This window comes from Kitasatospora sp. NPDC088351, assembly GCF_040685575.1.
GTDB lineage: Bacteria > Actinomycetota > Actinomycetes > Streptomycetales > Streptomycetaceae > Kitasatospora.
Genome location: NZ_JBFBIL010000027.1, coordinates 9,640 through 26,854 on the forward strand (window position 1 = coordinate 9,640; position 17,215 = coordinate 26,854).

General features: G+C 74.6%; 14 protein-coding genes and 1 pseudogene. 8 read left to right on the forward strand and 7 right to left on the reverse strand.

Features of this window, described 5'->3' with window-relative positions:
• The first annotated feature begins 556 nt into the window (after nt 1-556).
• Nucleotides 557-1,114, forward strand: a complete 558-nt coding sequence (locus AB0P06_RS19960; RefSeq protein ID WP_363609028.1) for an SMI1/KNR4 family protein — start codon at nt 557-559, stop codon at nt 1,112-1,114.
• A gap of 443 nt (nt 1,115-1,557) precedes the next feature.
• Here the strand turns inward: AB0P06_RS19960 and AB0P06_RS19965 are convergent, their stop codons facing one another.
• Both AB0P06_RS19965 and AB0P06_RS19970 read right to left on the reverse strand, forming a co-directional pair.
• Nucleotides 1,558-2,232, reverse strand: a complete 675-nt coding sequence (locus AB0P06_RS19965) for a universal stress protein (protein WP_363609030.1) — start codon at nt 2,230-2,232, stop codon at nt 1,558-1,560.
• Nucleotides 2,233-2,437: 205 nt separating this feature from the next.
• A complete protein-coding gene (locus tag AB0P06_RS19970) occupies nt 2,438-3,109 on the reverse strand; it encodes a helix-turn-helix domain-containing protein (RefSeq protein WP_363609032.1) in 672 nt (223 codons plus the stop codon).
• A 362-nt stretch (nt 3,110-3,471) separates the two neighbouring features.
• Here AB0P06_RS19970 and AB0P06_RS19975 point away from each other — a divergent pair, with 362 nt between their 5' ends.
• The 5 genes from AB0P06_RS19975 to AB0P06_RS19995 all read left to right on the forward strand — a co-directional run bounded on the left by AB0P06_RS19975 (nt 3,472) and on the right by AB0P06_RS19995 (nt 9,776).
• On the forward strand, nt 3,472-5,031 hold the full coding sequence (locus tag AB0P06_RS19975; protein ID WP_363609034.1) for a carboxyl transferase domain-containing protein: 1,560 nt from the start codon (nt 3,472-3,474) through the stop codon (nt 5,029-5,031).
• A 469-nt stretch (nt 5,032-5,500) separates the two neighbouring features.
• Nucleotides 5,501-5,869, forward strand: coding sequence for a transglycosylase SLT domain-containing protein (locus AB0P06_RS19980; protein ID WP_363609036.1), 369 nt, complete (start codon nt 5,501-5,503; stop codon nt 5,867-5,869).
• Between the two features lie 273 nt (nt 5,870-6,142).
• Complete coding sequence (locus tag AB0P06_RS19985; RefSeq protein ID WP_363609038.1) at nt 6,143-7,360, forward strand: ROK family protein; 1,218 nt, start codon at nt 6,143-6,145, stop codon at nt 7,358-7,360.
• Nucleotides 7,361-7,436: 76 nt separating this feature from the next.
• Entirely contained in the window at nt 7,437-8,462 is a 1,026-nt protein-coding gene (locus AB0P06_RS19990; RefSeq protein WP_363609040.1) for a hydroxyacid dehydrogenase, read from the forward strand.
• A gap of 3 nt (nt 8,463-8,465) precedes the next feature.
• A complete protein-coding gene (locus tag AB0P06_RS19995; RefSeq protein WP_363609042.1) occupies nt 8,466-9,776 on the forward strand; it encodes a sulfatase-like hydrolase/transferase in 1,311 nt (436 codons plus the stop codon).
• A gap of 31 nt (nt 9,777-9,807) precedes the next feature.
• Here AB0P06_RS19995 and AB0P06_RS20000 read toward each other — a convergent pair.
• Nucleotides 9,808-9,894, reverse strand: a pseudogene (locus tag AB0P06_RS20000) (phosphohydrolase); the annotation flags it as partial.
• Nucleotides 9,895-9,991: 97 nt separating this feature from the next.
• Between AB0P06_RS20000 and AB0P06_RS20005 the strand changes: the two are divergent.
• A complete protein-coding gene (locus AB0P06_RS20005; RefSeq protein WP_363609043.1) occupies nt 9,992-10,918 on the forward strand; it encodes an AEC family transporter in 927 nt (308 codons plus the stop codon).
• Between the two features lie 178 nt (nt 10,919-11,096).
• The gene (locus AB0P06_RS20010) at nt 11,097-11,447 is read left to right on the forward strand and encodes a hypothetical protein (RefSeq protein ID WP_363609045.1); all 351 of its coding nucleotides are present in this window, start codon (nt 11,097-11,099) and stop codon (nt 11,445-11,447) included.
• A 22-nt stretch (nt 11,448-11,469) separates the two neighbouring features.
• Here the strand turns inward: AB0P06_RS20010 and AB0P06_RS20015 are convergent, their stop codons facing one another.
• The 4 genes from AB0P06_RS20015 to AB0P06_RS20030 are packed head-to-tail and all read right to left on the reverse strand — an operon-like array spanning nt 11,470 to nt 17,192.
• Complete coding sequence (locus AB0P06_RS20015) at nt 11,470-13,533, reverse strand: hypothetical protein (protein WP_363609047.1); 2,064 nt, start codon at nt 13,531-13,533, stop codon at nt 11,470-11,472.
• Nucleotides 13,534-13,576: 43 nt separating this feature from the next.
• Complete coding sequence (locus AB0P06_RS20020) at nt 13,577-15,397, reverse strand: ABC transporter ATP-binding protein (protein WP_363609049.1); 1,821 nt, start codon at nt 15,395-15,397, stop codon at nt 13,577-13,579.
• Entirely contained in the window at nt 15,394-16,236 is an 843-nt protein-coding gene (locus AB0P06_RS20025; RefSeq protein ID WP_363609051.1) for an ABC transporter permease subunit, read from the reverse strand. Before AB0P06_RS20025 ends, AB0P06_RS20020 begins: the two co-directional genes overlap by 4 nt.
• The gene (locus AB0P06_RS20030) at nt 16,233-17,192 is read right to left on the reverse strand and encodes an ABC transporter permease (RefSeq protein ID WP_363609053.1); all 960 of its coding nucleotides are present in this window, start codon (nt 17,190-17,192) and stop codon (nt 16,233-16,235) included. Before AB0P06_RS20030 ends, AB0P06_RS20025 begins: the two co-directional genes overlap by 4 nt.
• Nucleotides 17,193-17,215: the final 23 nt, after the last annotated feature.

Below are 17,215 nucleotides of genomic sequence, written 5' to 3' on the forward strand. Positions count from 1 at the left end.
ACGGACTCTCCCTACTGAAAGTAGGACGTGCTCCTGTAGCACCACTGACGCCTGACGAGGAATCATCTCCCTCGCGACAAGAAGAACACTACCAGCCCAGAACACCCACCCGAACCCGCCCGCGACCCGCACGGAAACCCCCGCGGAAACGAACAAGGCCCGGCACCAGAAACGGCACCGGACCCCATCCGAAAGTGGAGCGCCAGGCCCGGGTCGAACGGACTCTCCCTACTGAAAGTAGGACGTGCTCCTGTAGCACCACTGACGCCTGACGAGGAATCATCTCCCTCGCGACAAGAAGAACACTACCAGCTCGGAACACCCACCCGAACCGGGGGAGAAACCCCCATGACGGCCACTCACTCCACCCCGCCGAAGCCGCCCGGCCGCGGCGAGCGGCACGTACACAACAGCCGGCGGTCGAGCGCTGCTCTTGCAAAGCAGCTGTCGGCGGTTCGAAGCCGCGCCCGCATCTGATGGCCGCGCACACCCTCGCAGCGACGGGTGCCGGGACAGTGGTCGGTCAACTGCCGTACGGAGGTGGCAGGATCGGCGTATGAGTGAGGATGCGCTGGTGGAGCGGGTGCGGGTGCGGGCGGCGGAGGACGGGGAGGAGTTGGGCGCGGGGGTCAGGTCGGCGGAGGTGGCCGGGGTGGAGGCGGTGGTCGGGTTCACGCTGCCGCCGTTGCTGCTGCGGTTGTACCGGGAGGTGGGGAACGGCGGGTTCGGGCCGGACGGCGCGATGCTGCCGCTGAGCGGGGAGGAGCCGTCGGTGGTCTCCGTCTACCGGGGCGAGCGGGCCCGGTCGGACGAGGCGGCCGGGGTGGAGGAGGACGGGCCGCACTGGCCGGCCGGGGTGCTCCCGGTACTGGACTGGGGCTGCGGGATGTACGCGGCCGTGGACTGTCTGCGGCCGGGCGCGCCGGTGCTGCTGTTCGAGCCCAACGCCGTCGGGGACGACTGGGCCGACGCGTGGTTCGAGGACGCGCCGTCGCTGGCGCAGTGGCTGGACGGCTGGCTCGACGGGGCCGGCTGGTGGGAGGAGGAGGCGATGGCGGACGAGTCCCGGGTGATGGAGCCGTGGCCGGACGCGGCCGCGCGGATCGCGGGCTGACGGCGGTCAGGCCGCCGGGTGCCAGTCGCCGTCGTGGTGGCGCAGCACGGGGCGGGCAGGCGGACGGGGTGCGCCCGACGGCGTGGAAGGGCGGCGAGGAGCCGGGTAAGAAGTGCGGCGAGCAGGGCGGCGGCCGTGAAGAGGAGCAGGTGCCCGGTCTCGGCGGCCGGGCCGGACCAGCCGAGGGCGCCGTGGCGGTGCTCGACGAAGCCGTTGTGGAAGAGCCAGGTGGCCAGGCCGATCAGCGGGGCGGCGGCCGGACGGGAGTGCCGGCCGAGTGCGGCGCAGAGGGCGGCGTACGCGGCCAGGGCGACCCAGGTGGGGCGCAGTTCGCCGAGGACGGCGAGGACGGGCAGCAGCGCGGCGGCGGCGACCAGGGCCACCGCCCCGGACACGGCAACCGGCAGGCGGTAGGGGCGGGACTGCATCGCGGCGTCGCCTCCTCAGCGCCCGGCGGAGAGCAGGCCGGTCTCGCCGCCGGTGCCGAGAAGCGGGCGCAGGCGGGTGTGGTGGCGGCGTTCGAGGGCTTCGAGTTCGCGTTGCAGGGGCGGCTTCGGGACGGCCAGGACCGGGCAGACCGCGTGCCGGACGCAGTAGGCGGTGACGGACGGGCGCAGGGCGCGGGCGATCGCGCCACGGCTGCCCGCGCCGAGGACGAGGAGGTCGCCGGGCCGGTCGGCGGAGCGGACCAGTGCCTGGCCGGTCTCGCCGCGTACGGCCTGGCTGGACAGGCGCACCCCGGTGAAGGCACCACCGAAGGCGTCGTCCAGGGCCTGGCGCAGCCGGGCCGAGGCCGCGTCGCGGCAGGCGGTGAGCAGGGGCGGGCACGGTGAGCGGCGGTATCCGAACTCGCCGCCGGCCGGGGTCCAGCAGTGCACGGCGAGCACGTCGGCGTCGATGCGGCGGGCCTCGGCGACGGCGTGGTGCAGAGCGGCGATGCTGCCGAGCGAGCCGCTGACCCCGACCACGATCCGGCGGCGCCCGTCCGGCCCGCCGCCGTCCTCACCGTCCTCGTCGGCCGACCGGTCGGCCGGCGTCCAGCCACCCGCCGTCCAGTCGTCCACCGGCCGTTCGTCGGCCGGTTCGTCCGCGTTGCTGCCGGCGCCGTTGTCCGCCATGCCCTGCCTGCCCCTCTGGCTTGCGCTGATGTGTGCGGGTTCCAGCAAAGCCGGGTGGCCGGGGCGGGGGCCGTTCGTTGACGGAGCCCTGACGTGGACGGCACCGATCCGTACGCGGTCCTGACACCGGGGGCGGCGCGTCCGGCCGAGGGCGTGCCCGGCAGCACGCGCCGGGCGTTCGCCGTCGGGCATCAGGCGTCAGGCGTCACGCATCAGGGCTCTCGGCCTCCCAGAGGTCGGCGAACATCTTGTCCAGGTGCTCCTCGCCGATCGGCGGTACCGGCAGCGGGTGGGTGGCCTGCGCACGGAAGCCGTCCAGCAGCAGGGCGAGGTAGCGGCGCCAGAGGTCCGGGCGCAGTTCGGCGGTGGCGGGCAGCGCGCGGCAGAGCGGGCCGAGCATGAAGAGCAGGTCCATGGTGACGACGTCGGCGCGCATGCTGCCCTGCTGCTGCGCGCGGGCGACGAGCGCGCCCACCGTGGCGGCGTTCTGCCGGCTGATCTCGATCATCCCTGGGATGGTGGGGATGGCCTGGGTGACCAGGTCGTTGATCCCCCGGTCGGCGGCGACCAGTTCGAAGATCCGGCCGAAGTACCGCTCGATGGCGCCCCAGGCGTCCGCCGCCGCCAGGGCCTCCTCCCCCGCGCCGGCCAGCACCGCGGCGGCGTCCGCGAACACCTCTCCGATCAGCGCCTCCCGGGTCGGGAAGTGCCGGTACAGCGTGGCGTTGCCGACCCCGGCCTCCTTGGCGATCTGGTCCAGCGGCACGTCCAGTCCGCGCCGGGAGAACAGGTCGCGGGCGGTGGCGAGCAGCAGGTCGCGGTTGCGCTGCGCGTCGCGGCGCAGCCGTCCGGGGGGGTTCGCGCTGCTGGCTGCCATGGGTCCGACCCTAGCAACCGGCGGTACGGCCGCGGCCTGCCCGACGGCCCGGGCGGGGCCTGGTCCAGCGTCATCGTGGGCGGTGGAACCCCCTCACCGCTTCTGCTCCGATCGCGCCGACGGGCGACGAACGCTTCCGCCGGATCGCGGTCCTGCTCTTTCCCGGGGGCGAGGAGTTGGATGCGATCGGGCCCTGGGAGGTCCTGGCGTACTGGACGCGCACTTTCCCTGAGGACGGGCCGCCGAACCTGTCGGGCCGCTCACACGCGCACGTCGCTCCGGGACGGGCGGGGGCGGTGCTGCGTAGGGTGGATCTTGTCGGTGCGCGGAGGCCGACGACTCGTGAGGGCGGGGGCAGGGCGATGGGTACGGGAACGTCACTGACGGCGCATCAGCTCATCGGGGCGCTGGTCGACCCGGGCGGCTTCCGGAGCTGGGACGAGCCGCTGGACGGGGAGCCGGCGGACCCGGGCTACCGGGCCGCGCTGGCGAGGGCGCGGGAGCGGACCGGGGTGGACGAGGCGGTGCTCACCGGAGCCGGGCTGATCGCCGGGCGGGCGGTGGCACTCGTGGTGTCCGAGTTCGGCTTCCTCGGCGGGTCGATCGGGGTGGCCACGGCCGAGCGGATCACCAGGGCCGTGGAGCGGGCGACGGCCGAGCGGCTTCCGCTGGTCGCGCTGCCGGTGTCGGGCGGAACGCGGATGCAGGAGGGGACGGCGGCCTTCCTCTGTATGGTGCGGATCACCGCCGCCGTGCAGGCGCACCGGGCCGCCGGGCTGCCGTACCTCACCTATCTGCGCAACCCGACCATGGGCGGGGTCTTCGCCTCCTGGGGCACGCTGGGGCAGCTGGTGTTCGCCGAGCCGGGGGCCCGGCTCGGCTTCCTCGGGCCTCGGGTGTACGAGGAACTGCGCGGGATGGAGCTGCCCCCGGACGTGCAGCGGGCCGAGACGCTGGCCGGGCGTGGCCTGGTGGACGCCGTGGTGGCGCCGGAGGAGCTGCGGGAGGTGCTGCGGCGGTCGCTGTCCGTCCTGACGGCACACCCGGCGGCGCCCGGTGAAGCGAGCGGTGAAGCCCGGCAGGCCGACGAGGCCCGCGGTTCCGGGACCGCCCACGCACTCGGCCGGCCCGGGCCGGAGCCCGCCACGCGCCCGGACGCCTGGGAGTCCGTCCGGCGCACCCGGCGGGCCGACCGGCCGGGCACCCGCGAGCTGCTGCGCCGCACCGCCGGCGAGCTGGTCCTGCTGGACGCGCCCGGCGGCCGGGACGGGGCACTGGTACGGGCGCTCGCCGTGCTGCACGGGCGGCCGGCCCTGGTGGTCGGACAGCAGCGGCCGGGCCCGACCGGGGAACGCCCCTTCACCGCCGCCGACCTGCGCGCCGTACGGCGGACCGCCCGGCTGGCCGAGGAGCTGGGGCTGCCGCTGGTCACGGTGGTGGACACGGCCGGCGCCGAACTGTCCGCGCAGGCCGAGCTGGACGGCGTCGCGATCGAGATCGCGCACTCCCTGACCACCCTGCTCGCCCTGCGGACGCCGGTGCTTGCGGTGCTGCTCGGCCAGGGGTCGGGCGGGGGCGCGCTCGCTCTGCTGCCCGCCGACCGTGTGCTCGCCGCCGAGCACGCCTGGCTCGCGCCGCTGCCGCCGGAGGGCGCCTCCGCGATCGTCCACCGGGACGGCGGGCATGCCGCCGAGCTGGCCCGGGCGCAGGGCATCGGCGCGTACGACCTGGCCGGTGCCGGTCTGGTCGATCTGGTCGTCCCGGAGCTGCCGGACGCCGCCGAGGAACCGGCCGCGTTCTGCGCACGGCTGGGGCGCGCGGTCGGATCGGCGCTCGGCGAGCTGGCCGGAGCCCCGGAGTCCGAGCGACTCGCCGCACGGGCCCGGCGCCATCGTCGGCTGGGGGACGTGCTCGCGCGCTGAGGCGGGTGTGGCGCCGGTCTCAACCGGCCGTAGATCACCGGCACACACCGTGACGATGACGGGCCGGCCGGTGACGGCCGCGGTGGGGTGCCCGGTGAGTGCGCTCACACGGAATTGACGTCCACGACGACCGGTAGTGGTGCCCGGGCGCAGCCACTAGCACGTGTACGGACTAAACCGTCTGCCCAGGTCAGCGGCCACAAGCGACAGCACCTAGCCGCTCCTTCGAATCCACGGCACCAGCCCCTGATACGACGGTGGATCGTAACCAGGGGGTCTTGGCGACTGCCGATCCGGCATGCCAACAATGGCTCAGTCAGCCGCTCCGGCCCCTGTCCCGCCGGATCCGGCTTCCCGCCAAGTCACGCCCCGCGACCTTACGGCCCCTGTCCGGCCATGGTCGAGACGGGGTATGACACGGCCCAACCCGATTGAGGTCTTGTTCCTTATGCCCGCTTTCAAGCTCCGTATGCGTACCTCCGCCGCTGTTCTCGCCGGCACCGCCGGTCTGACCGCCCTGGGCGCCGGCCTGATGCCCGCCACCGCCTCGGCCGCCACCCCGCAGTCCATCGCCGCCCAGATCGTGCCGGCCAACCAGCTCGCCTCGTTCAGCCAGATCATCGCCCACGAGTCCAGCTGGAACGTGACCGCGACCAACGCGAGCTCGGGTGCGTACGGCCTGGCCCAGGCGCTGCCGGGCTCCAAGATGGCCTCGCACGGCGCGGACTGGAAGACCAACGCCACCACCCAGATCAAGTGGGCCCTGGACTACATGAACTCCCGCTACGGCAGCCCGAACGCCGCCTGGTCCTTCTGGCAGAACAACCACTGGTACTAAGCCGCCTGGCGACTTACACCCGACTTCAGACCACTGTCCCCCCTCACCCCGGGGTCGGACAGGGATCACCGGGGTGACCGAGAGGGCCTGTGCACGCGCGATCCGCGTGCACAGGCCCTCTCGCCGTGTGCGGATGCTCCCGCCCGGTCCGGTTCCGGCGGCAGCCCCGCGGCAGTCCGACGGCGGTCCGGCCGGTAGCGGGTCGGATATATTCGGGCCGAGACAAAGTCCCGACCGCTCGGGCCCCACCCGACCAGGCCCGAGGAGCACCCGGTGCCCCAGTCCCCGCGCACTCCGGCGACCGCCACCACCCAGACCGTGGCCCAGGTCAACCAGACCGTGCTGCTGGAGGTGCTGCGGCGGCACGGGTCGCTCTCGCGGCAGCAGCTGGCGGCCGAGAGCGGGCTGAGCACCGCCACCGTGCACCGCCTGGTGGAGGTGCTGCGGGCCGAGGGCGCCGTGCTCGTGGAGGCCGAGCGGGCGCCGTCCAGCGGCGGGCGCCCGCCCCAGCTGATCCGCTACAACGCGGGCGCGCAGACCGTCCTCGCGGTCGCGATGCGCCCGCGCCGGATCATCGGCGTGGTCACCGACCTGCACGGCACGGTGCTGCACGAGGCCGAGCACCACTGGGCGGACCTCGGACCGGAGCGGGGCCGCGAACCCGCCGCCGAGGACCTCACCGGCCCGCTGCTGGCGCTGGTGGACGGCCTGCGGGAGTGGGCCGGGCGGCACGCCGGCGCGCCGCGCGCGCTGGTGGTCGGGGTGCCCGGGGTGGTGCGGGACCGGACCGGGCTGGTGGAGTTCGCGCCCGCGCTGGACTGGCCGGGCATGCGGCTTCGCGCGCTGCTCCAGCAGCGACTGGGCATCCCGGTGGCGGTGGAGAGCAATGTGAACCTGGTCGCACTCGCAGTCCAGCACGGCGAGGCGGGCACCGGGGTGAGCGACCTGGCGGCCGTGGTGGTGGGCATCGAGGTCGGCGCCGGGATCGTCCTCGGCGGCCGGCTGCACCGGGGGCGGCTGGGCTCGGCCGGGGCGCTCGGCCATCTGATGACCGACCGCCGGGCGCTGGACCGGCCGCTCGGGCGCACCGGCGACACCCAGTCCCGGGTCGGCGACCACGCCGTGGACCGGCGGATCACCGAGGCCGGGCTCACCGTCTCCGGCACCTCGGCCGAGCGGGTCGCCGAGCTGTTCCGGCTCGGCCGGGCCGGGGAGCCGGCCGCGGTCCGGCTGGTCGACGAGTTCACCGACGACCTGGCCCTGCTGGTGGCCAACCTCAGCACCGTGCTCGGGCCCGAGCTGATCGCGCTCGGCGGGCGGCTGTTCTGGGAGAGCGGGGGCGAGATGCTGCCCGCCATCGAGTCCCGGCTGCAGGGCCGGGTGCCGGTGCTGCCCCGGCTGATGGTGGTGCACTCGACCACCACCGAGCTGGTCGGCGCGGCCGCGGCCGCCGTCCGGCTCGCCGACGGGGCCACCTTCATCACCCGGTAGCGCTCGCTCCTCCACCCCCTCCCCTTGCCACGCCTCTCCCGGCTCCACTATTTCTCAATGTGATAGAAACTCATCCGTGGGCACTCGACCAAAGGAGACCCGGATGTTCGCGGCCGCCTTCGCGATGGACCCTGAGCGCTTCTCCGACGTCTACGGGCCCGAGGCCCGCGCCCGGGTCGCCGCACAGGCCGAACTGATCGCGGACCCGGCCGCCCCCGGCGGGGTCTGGAGCGCCGACCGGCTGGCCGCCGAACCGGCCGCGCTGCGCGGGACCGAGGTCCTGCTCACCGGCTGGGGCGGCCCCGTCCTGGACGCCCCGGCACTCGCCCGCCTGCCCCGGCTGCGTCTGGTGCTGTACGCCGCCGGCTCGGTGCGCCGGATCGCCGGCGAGGCCTTCTGGGCGGCCGGCATCCCGCTCGTCACGGCCGCCCACGCCAACGCCCTGCCCGTCGCCGAGTTCACCGTCGCCCAGATCGTCTACGCCCTCAAGGACGGCTGGCGGCACGTCCTGGCCGCCCGCGCCGCGCGCACGGCCGTCCGGGTCGGCCGGGCGCCGGGCGCGTACGGCTCCACGGTCGGCGTGCTCTCGCTCGGCGCCACCGGCCGGCTGGTCTGCGAACGGCTGCGCGCGTACGACGTGCGGGTGATCGCCCACGACCCGTACACCGAGGCACCGCCGGGCGTCCGGAGCGTCGGGATCGAGGAACTGTTCGCCACCGCCGACGTGGTGACCGTCCACACCCCGCTGGTCCCCGAGACCAGAGGGCTGGTCGGACGGCGGCTGCTGGCCTCGATGAAGCCGGGCGCCACCCTGGTCAACACCGCGCGCGGCGCCGTCCTCGACGAACCCGCCCTGCTCGACGTCCTGACCCGACGGCCCGACCTGTTCGCGGTGCTGGACGTCACCGATCCGGAACCGCCGCTGCCCGGCTCGCCGCTGTTCACACTGCCCAACGTGGTCGTCACCCCGCACCTCGCCGGCAGCCAGGCGCTGGAGCGCCGACGCCTCGGGGACCTGGTGGTCGGGGAGTTCGAGCGCTGGGCGGCCGGCGAGCCGCTGCGCTGGGCGCTCGACCGGCACACCTACGAGCGGATGGCCTGACCCGTGACGGACACCCGGCAGCCGGACATCCTGGTCGTCCTGACCGACCAGCAGACCGCCGACGCGATGAGCGCGGCGGGCAACCCGCACCTCGCCACGCCCCACATGGACGCGCTGGCCGCCGTCGGCACCCGCTACCGCCAGGCGTACTGCGCCCAGCCGCTCTGCACACCGTCCCGGGCCAGTCTGCTGACCGGCCGACTGCCCAGCACCCTGGGCGTCACCGGCAACAGCGGCGGCCCGGAGCCACTGCTCGGCCGGCTCTTCGCCGAGGCCGGCTACGACTGCGGCTACGGCGGCAAGTGGCATCTGCCCGAGCTGGACCTGCCGGACGGCCGGGGCTTCCGGCGGATCCACCCCGCCGGGGACGACGCCGGACTCGCCCACGCCGCCGCCGGGTTCATCCGCGAGCCGCGCGAGCGCCCGTTCCTGCTGGTCGCCTCGTTCCTGGAACCGCACGGCATCTGCGAGTGGGCCCGCGGCCAGGACCCGCGCACCGGCCCGCTCCCCGCGCCGCCGCCCGTCGAGCAGTGCCCGCCGCTGCCCGCCAACTTCCCGCCCGCGCCGTACGAGGCCCGCCTCCCCCGTCTCGCCCAGCAGGCCTGGCCGCACACCCACCCGACGGCGCAGTGGCGCGAGGACGACTGGCGGCGCTACCGCTACGCGTACTACGCGCTGGTGGAACGGGTCGACCGGCACCTCGGGCTGCTGCTGGACGCGTTGCGCGAGCGGCCCGGCGGGCGGGAGACCGTGGTGGTCTTCAGCTCCGACCACGGCGACGGCGCCGGCGCCCACCGCTGGAACCAGAAGTGGGCACTGTACGAGGAGTCGGTGCGGGTGCCGTTCCTCGTCGCCGGGCCGGGTGCACCGGGCCCCGGCGGCCAGAGCGGCGACGCCGCCGCCGGGGCGGTCAGCGACCGTCTGGTCTCCACCGGGCTGGACCTCGTCCCGACCCTCTGCGACCTGGCCGGCGTCACCCCGCCACCCGGGCTGCCGGGCCGCAGCGTCCGCTCCCGGGAGCCGCGCGAGACCGTCGTCGTGGAGACCCGCTGGGAGCTGCCCGGCTTCAACAACGCCCTCGGCCGGATGATCCGCGACGAGCGGCACAAGTACGTCTGCTACGCCTGGGGCGACCACCGTGAGCAGCTCTTCGACCTCACCGCCGACCCCGGCGAGATGGTCAACCTGGCCGTGGACACCCGCCATTCGGCCCTGCTCGACCGCTTCCGCGGCCTGCTCGACGAGCACTGCGCCCGCACCGCCGACCCGTTCGCCCGGTTCGTCCCCGCGGCGCCCACCAAAGAGCATGATTGACGGAGCGTCAGCCGGAGTCCAGGCCGAGCAGTGCGTACGGGCGGCCGCCCTTGTCGACCTGTCCGGCATGGGCGCGCCGCGCGATCGTCTCCACCTCGGCCAGGCTCAGATGCTCCACCGGGTCATGGTAGGCGGAGCGGGGTCTGATTGACTGCGGCAGGTGGCGGGCGACCCCCGCGACCGCCCGGCACGCCGTTCTCACCACCCGAGGAACCATGCCCAGCCTGCACCCGCTGCTGTCCGGATTCGCGCCGATCTGGGCCCTCACCGGGGTCGGCTACCTGGTCGGCCGCACCGGGCTGCTCGGGCCGCAGGCGGAGTCGGTGCTCAGCCGCTTCGTCTTCCATGTGGCCATGCCGGCCGCGCTGTTCCTGATGATCGCCCGGGCACCGTTGGACCGGTTCGCCAATCCCTCGATGCTGGCCTTCGCGGCCGGGACGGCGGTCGCGACCGGTCTCGGGCTGCTCGCCTCGTCCCTGCTGTTCCACCGGGGGCTCGGCGAGCGGGTGATCAGCGGGATGGCGGCCGGGTACGTCAACTCGGCCAATCTCGGGATCCCGGTGGCCGTACAGGTGCTCGGCGACGCCTCCTTCGTGGCGCCCGTGGTGCTGTTCCAGATTCTGCTCGTCACCCCGGCCGTGCTGACCGTCCTCGACACCGGGACGGCCGGTCGCCGGGCGGCGCTCACCCTGCCGCTGCGCAACCCCATCCTGCTGGCCGCCGCCCTCGGCGCGCTGGTCTCCGCCCTCGGGTGGCAGCCGCCCACCGAGCTGAACCGTTCCTGCGAACTGCTCGGCGGCGCGGCCGTACCCACCGCTCTGGTCGCGCTCGGCATGTCCCTGCACGGCCGCCCGCCGGTCACCGGCACCGCCCGGTACGCGGAGGTCGGGGTGACGGTCGCGGTCAAGACGCTGATACAGCCGCTGGCCGCGTTCGCCGTCGGGGCCTTCCTGCTCCACCTGCCCGCGCACCAGCTGCTCACCGTCGTCCTGTTCTCGGCCCTCCCCACCGCGCAGAACGTGTTCGTCTACGCCCGCGAGTACGGGCAGGGCACGGCGCTCGCCCGGGACGCGGTGCTCAGCTCCACCCTGGTCTCGATGGCGACCCTCTCGGTGGTCGGCTGGGCCCTCGGACCGTCCTGACGGGGTGACGGTCCGGATGCCGGCCTCTGCCCCGGATACCGACGGCCGACCCGGATGCGGGCCCCGAAGAAGCAGGCGTACCCGCCACCCGTACACGGGCCGACAAAATTCCCTCGTGACGCGTACAAGATGGTGGAAACCACCCACCTCCGGCAGCCCGGGTGGGATGCTGACGCGCATGACTCACGCGTCCCACGCACCTGTCGAAAAGCGCCACTGCCCGGCCGTCGTGGCGCTCCCCCAGGCCGACATCGACCACTTCAACAACGTGCCGCACGCCGCCTTCATGATGGAGTCGCGGCTGCGCTGCGAGCTCGTCGCCGGCCACCAGGGCACCCACTCCGCGCTGGTCCAGGGGGTCGGGTACGACCTCCACTGGGCCTCCTGGCCGCAGTACGTGGTGGAACTGGCCCCCCGCTGCCCCGCCGTGGCCGACGAGGAGGAGGAACCGGTGCCCCCCGCCGAGCATGAGATCTGTCTGCTCCGCGAGGGCCACCCCGGCGACCACTACGGGGAGACGTGGTTCTGAACCGCCCGGCGGACGGCCGGGGTCAGCGGTCCCGGACGGCGATCAGCTCCCGGCCGCGCAGCGTGTACAGGAGACCGCGGTCGTCGACGGCCACCCTGGCACCGCTGTACCACTCGGCGTCCACCTGGACCAGGACGGTGGCGGCCAGCGTGGCCGGGTCCAGCCGGAACAGCGTCCGCTCGCTGATCCCGTACAGCCGGCCGGCGGCCACCAGCAGCCGCGGGTTGGCCGAGGTGATCGCCCGCAGGTCGGCACGGGCACCGATCACCGGGGCCGTCCACCCGTCCCGGCCCCGCCGGGCGGTCCGCAGATCGGCCGCGAAGGCCTGCCCGTTGACGGTGATGCCGTACAGGGTGGGCCCGTGCACCACCAGGCTGCTGATACCCGAGCCGAAGTCCGTTCCGGTCCGCCAGAGTTCACGCCCGGCCACCGGGTCCCAGGCGGCCAGGTCGCCGCGCGGGCCGGTGGTCCTGGCATTGTCGCCGCCGAGGAAGGCCTGGCCGCGCCCGGCCGCCACCGCGCGCACCAACTGCTCGGCGCCCAGCGGATCGACGTGCACCGTCGGCCGCCCGCTGCCGGGCCGGTAGGTGACGAAGGACCCGCCACCCGTGGTGTCGGCCTGGACACCGAGCAGCAGCAGACGGTTCTCCTCGTCCCAGCGGATCACCTGCGGACGGTTCTGCTCCTGCGGCAACGCCGCCTCCTGGACGGGGACTTCGTCCGGCCCAGGGCGGTAGCGCCAGATGCCCTGGGAGGAGTAGACGCCCAGGTAGAGGGTCTCGTCGTCGAGAATGACGGTGTCCTTCGCCTCCCCGGGCACCGGGAGCTTGTGCACGGTGCCGGCGTCGAGGTCGTGCAGCGCGACCGAGCCGTTGCCGCCCACGTACACCCGGCCGTTGTGGGCCGCCACCGACATCCCTAGCTGCGCCTCGGCAGGGGCGCCGGCCTCGACCAGGTCCCGGGTGGTGACCGCGCCCGTGCCGGTGGTGAGCGTCCAGGCGGTACCGCCCTCGGTGACGCCAACCAGGGTGTCGCCGATCCGGCCCAGGCCCCAGGAGTTGCCGTCCGGCACGGGGGTGGCGAGCTGCTCCAGCGTGCCCGCGCCGAGCCGGTAGCGCCAGACGATGCCGCGCTCGGTGGAGGTGAACCAGACGGTGTCGCCCAGGCGTTGGAAGTTGGTGATGCTCTTGGTGCCGGGCACCGCGAAGGACCGCAGCACGGCGTGGGTCACCGGGTCGAGGAAGGCGACGTGCGCGGGCTTGCCCTCGGTGCTGACGGCGAGCAGGTCGTCGCCGAGGACGGCGATCTGCCGGACGATGGTGTCGTTCACCAGGTCCGGCGGGGTGATGTCGACGGCCCGGCCGCTCACCCGGTCGACGGCGTACAGGGTGGCCAGGGTCGCCCCGCCGCCACCCGCCAGGTTGCTGCCGACACCGAGGTAGGCGTGGGTGGCGGTGGCCTCGACCGCCCGGCCCTGGGTGGCACCGGGCGCGGGCGAGGCGACCTCGGTGACCACACCGGTGGCGGGATCGTAGGCGTACAGACCCGGCCCGGCCGCACGGCCCTTCTGCCGGCCGGTCGCGTACACCACGCCGTCGGGGGCGACGGCCACGTCCCGGACGTCCGCGCCGGGGACGTTCGCCAGAGCGTGCACACCGCCGTCGGCCGGGTCGAAGCGGTAGAGGTTGACGGCCTGGGGCGCGTCGGTCACCCCGAGGTAGAGTGCGCCGCCGTGACCGGCCGAGCCCTGGACGAAGTTGCCGGTCGGCAGCACCGCGGTCGCGGTCACCCGGCCGGTCGGCAGGTGGTAGCCGACCACCTTGGCGGGCGCGAGGTTGCGCGAGCCGATCCAGAGCGTCTCGCCCAGCAGCGTGGCGCTCATCAGCGGGAAGTCCGCGTTGCCGGGGCCGAGTCCGGTGACCCGGGGGGTGCCGGACGGCTGGGCACCGAACGGCCGCGGAACGGGCGGCTGGGCACCGGACGACGAGGCGGCGGCCCGGGCGGGCGCGACGGGAAGGGCGCTCAGGGCGGCGACGGAGCCCGCGCCGAGCAGGAGCCGGCGGCGGGAGGGGTGTGCGGCGGACATGGGGGGACAGCACTCCTGGCGTGAGGTCGGGACGCGGGTCGGATCAGTGCAGGGCGGCGGCGAGCAGCTGCCGGGTGTACGGGTGCGCGGGCGCGCCGAACAGCTCGTCGGCGGGGGCGTGTTCGACCACCCGGCCGTGACGCATCACCAGCACTTCGTCACAGAGGTGGCGGACCAGGGCGAGATCGTGCGAGATGAAGACCAGACCGACACCGGTCCGTTCCCGCAGATCGGCGAAGAGGTTGAGGATCTGCGCCTGGACGGAGACGTCGAGCGCCGAGGTCGGTTCGTCCGCGACCAGCACCTCGGGGCCAACGGCCAGCGCCCGGGCGATCGCCACCCGCTGGCGCTGCCCACCGGAGAGCTGGTGCGGCCGGGCGTCGAGCAACCCCGGCGGCAGGCCGACGAGTTCGCAGAGCCCGGCGACCCGGCCGGGCAACTCCGCCTCGCCCGCGAGGCCATGGGTGACCAGCGGCTCGGACAGCACCTGCCCGATCGTCATCCGGGGGCTCAGCGAGGCGTACGGGTCCTGGAAGACGAACTGCACCCGGCGCCGCAGCGCCCGTTCCTCGCTCGGCGGCACCTCCGACCAGGAGCGGCCGCCGACCCGGACGGTGCCGCCCTGTGGCCGGAGCAGCCCGAGCAACGCCCTGGCCAGGGTGGACTTGCCGGAGCCGGACTCGCCGATCACCCCGACCGCCCGGCCGGGCGCGGCCGTCAGGCTCACCCCGTCCAGCGCGGGCGCGCCGGGGCCCCGGCCGAACGCCCGGCGGCCGTACCGGACGGTGAGGCCGTCGGCCACCAGCACGGGTTCGCCGGCCGGTGGCGCCGGGCGCCGGACCGGCACGGCCGCCACGGGCAGCGGCAGTCCGGCCGCCGGGACATGACAGGCGAACCCCCGTTCGCCCGAACTCTCCCAGGCCGGAGGCTCGTTCGCGCAGCGCTCGGTGGCGGCGGCACAGCGCGGGGCGAACGCGCAGCCGGGCCGGTCCTCCCCGGCGGCGGGCGGGCTGCCGGGGATCACGGTGAGCGGGCGGCCCAGCGGGCCGTCCAGGCGGGGCACCCCGGCCAGCAGACCTGCGGTGTAGCGGTGCCGGGGCTGCGCCAACAGCCTCTTGGCGGGTGCCCGTTCGGCGATCCGTCCGGCGTACATCACCTGGACGGTGTCGCAGGTCCGGGCGACCACCCCGAGGTCGTGGGTGATCAGCAGGACGGCGGTGCCGGTCTCGTCCCGCAGCCGGACCAGCAGGTCGAGGATGCCCGCCTGGGTGGTGGGGTCGAGGGCGGTGGTGGGCTCGTCGGCGATCAGCAGGTCGGGCCGGTTGGTCATCGCCATGGCGATCAGCACGCGTTGGCGCATCCCGCCGGAGAACTCGTGCGGGCGGTCGCGGAAGCGGCGCTCCGGCTCGGGGATGCCGACCAGGTCGAGGAGTTCGAGCGCGCGGGCCCGGGCCTCGGCCCGGCCCGCGCCGTGCACCCGGGCGGCTTCGGCCAGTTGGCGGCCGATCGGCATCCGCGGGTTGAGGTAGGCGAGCGGGTCCTGGAAGACCATGCCGATCCGGCGTCCGCGAACGGCGCGCATGCCGGGTTCGGGCAGTGTGAGCAGATCGGTGCCGTCGAAGCGGACGGCGCCGCCGACCGTCCCGCAGCCGGGCGGGAGCATCCGGTTGACGGCCAGCGCGGTGAGCGTCTTGCCGGAGCCCGACTCCCCCACCAGGCCGAGGATCTCGCCCGGGCGAAGGGTGAAGTCCACCCCCCGGACCACCTCGGCGCCGGCCGCCGTGACGCGCAGGCCGTCCACCTCCAGCAGCGCGCGGGCGGCGGGCGCCGCGGTCGGGGCGGCGGTGGTCTCGGTCGCGGTCACCGCAGTTTCTCCCGGTTGAACGAGTCGGCGAGCAGGGTCAGCCCGAACACCAGCAGGCCGAGCAGGACGACCGGCGCGAGGGCGTAACCCGGCTCCAGGAACAGGTACTTGCTGCCGGTGTTGATCATCGTGCCGAGCGAGGGCGTGGGCGGCTGGATGCCGAAGCCGAGCACGCTCAGCCCGCCCTCGATCTTCGCGGCGTGCGCCATCCCGACGGCCAGCAGCGCGGTGGCGGCGTCGGTGACGTTCGGCAGGACGTACCGGCGCAGGGTCCGCCCGCGCGGCACGCCGAGCACCCGGGCGGCCACCACGTGGTCGCGGGAGAGCTGCGCCAGCAGGGCCGCCCTGGCCTGCCGGCCGAACGAGGGCAGGGCGCTGAGCACGATCGTCGCCACCACGCTGCCCAGCCCCGGCCGGACGATCAGCGCGATCGCCAGGCCGAGCAGCAGACCGTGGAAGCCGAGCAGCAGGTCGAAGAGGCGCTGCACGGCCTCGCCGAGCAGCCGGTTGAGCCCGCCGAGCAGCCCGAGCAGGGTGCCGAGAACGGCGGCGACCGGCACCGCCAGCAGGCAGACCAGCAGCTCGATCCGCACCCCGTACAGGGCCCGGACCAGGAGGTCGCGGCCGACCTCGTCGGTGCCGAGCGGGTGTTCCCAGGACGGTCCGGCGAGCGCGTCGGGGCCCTGCCGGTAGGGGTCGGCGGAGAGCAGCAGCGGGCCCAGCAGGCCGAGCAGCACCACCAGGGCCACCAGCACCGCCCCGGTGCGGCCCTTGCCGCTGCGCAGGGCGGCGGGCAGGACGGGCCGGGCGCGGCGTCGGACGGGTGCGGCGGTGGTCATCGGGCCTCCCCGGTGCCGGCACGGGCGATCCTCGGGTCGAGCCGGCCGACCAGCAGCTCGGAGCCGAGCTGGACGGTGACCGCCACCGCGACCGCGAGCATGATCAGGGTCTGGGCGACCGGGTAGTCGCGCTGGTTGATCGCGTCCAGCAGCAGCTGACCGAGGCCGTGCCGGGCGAACAACTGCTCGGCGACCACCGCTCCGCCCAGCAACTCGCCCAGGTTCAGTCCGAATTCGACAAAGAACGGGGCCAGGCTGTTGGGCAGCACATGCCGCAGCAGGATCCGCCGGGGCGGGGCGCCCTTGGCGATCGCGGTCAGCACGAACTCCTCCTGGCGGGTGCGCCGGATCTCGGTGGCCAGCAGCCTGGCCAGCACCACCGAACCGGGCAGCGCCAGCGCGACGGCGGGCAGCGCGAGGTACTGGACAGCGAGGTCCGGCGCGGCGAACAGGTCCTTCTCGCCACCGGCCGGCAGCACCCGCAGCAGGACGGCGAAGACGAACACGAAGAGCACGGCGGTGACGTACACCGGCAGCGCCAGCACGGCGGTGGTGACCGGGTCGAGGGCCCGGGCCAGCCGGCCGCGCCGCTCGGCGGCCAGCGCGGCTCCCAGCAGCAGCCCGAGGACGAGCATCAGCAGGCCTGCGGCCAGGGCGAGTTGGATGGTGCTGCCGAGGCTCTGGCCGATCATCTTGGTGACCGGCTCGCGGTAGCGGAAGGAGAGTCCCGGGTCGCCGGTGAGCAGTCCGCGCAGCCAGGTGAGGTACTGGACGGGCAACGGCCGGTCCACTCCCAACTGGCGGCCGAGCTGCTCGCGCTGCTCCTGGTCGGCCTCGGCGCCGAGCGCGGCGGAGACCGGGTCGCCGGGGGCCAGGTGCAGCAGCAGGAAGACGGCCACCGAGGCGAGCCAGAGCGTGGCCAGCGCTCCGGCGGCCTTTCTGGTCCAGTACGGCACGGGGTTCTCCGGGGTTCGGTGGA

Excerpts from the sequence above, each read along its gene's own strand:
- AB0P06_RS19960 (WP_363609028.1), top strand. The coding sequence starts at position 557 with ATGAGTGAGGATGCGCTGGTGGAGCGGGTGCGGGTGCGGGCGGCGGAG.
- AB0P06_RS19965 (WP_363609030.1), bottom strand. The coding sequence starts at position 2,232 with ATGGCGGACAACGGCGCCGGCAGCAACGCGGACGAACCGGCCGACGAA.
- AB0P06_RS19970 (WP_363609032.1), bottom strand. The coding sequence starts at position 3,109 with ATGGCAGCCAGCAGCGCGAACCCCCCCGGACGGCTGCGCCGCGACGCG.
- AB0P06_RS19975 (WP_363609034.1), top strand. The coding sequence starts at position 3,472 with ATGGGTACGGGAACGTCACTGACGGCGCATCAGCTCATCGGGGCGCTG.
- AB0P06_RS19980 (WP_363609036.1), top strand. The coding sequence starts at position 5,501 with ATGCGTACCTCCGCCGCTGTTCTCGCCGGCACCGCCGGTCTGACCGCC.
- AB0P06_RS20005 (WP_363609043.1), top strand. The coding sequence starts at position 9,992 with ATGCCCAGCCTGCACCCGCTGCTGTCCGGATTCGCGCCGATCTGGGCC.
- AB0P06_RS20010 (WP_363609045.1), top strand. The coding sequence starts at position 11,097 with ATGACTCACGCGTCCCACGCACCTGTCGAAAAGCGCCACTGCCCGGCC.
- AB0P06_RS20015 (WP_363609047.1), bottom strand. The coding sequence starts at position 13,533 with ATGTCCGCCGCACACCCCTCCCGCCGCCGGCTCCTGCTCGGCGCGGGC.
- AB0P06_RS20025 (WP_363609051.1), bottom strand. The coding sequence starts at position 16,236 with ATGACCACCGCCGCACCCGTCCGACGCCGCGCCCGGCCCGTCCTGCCC.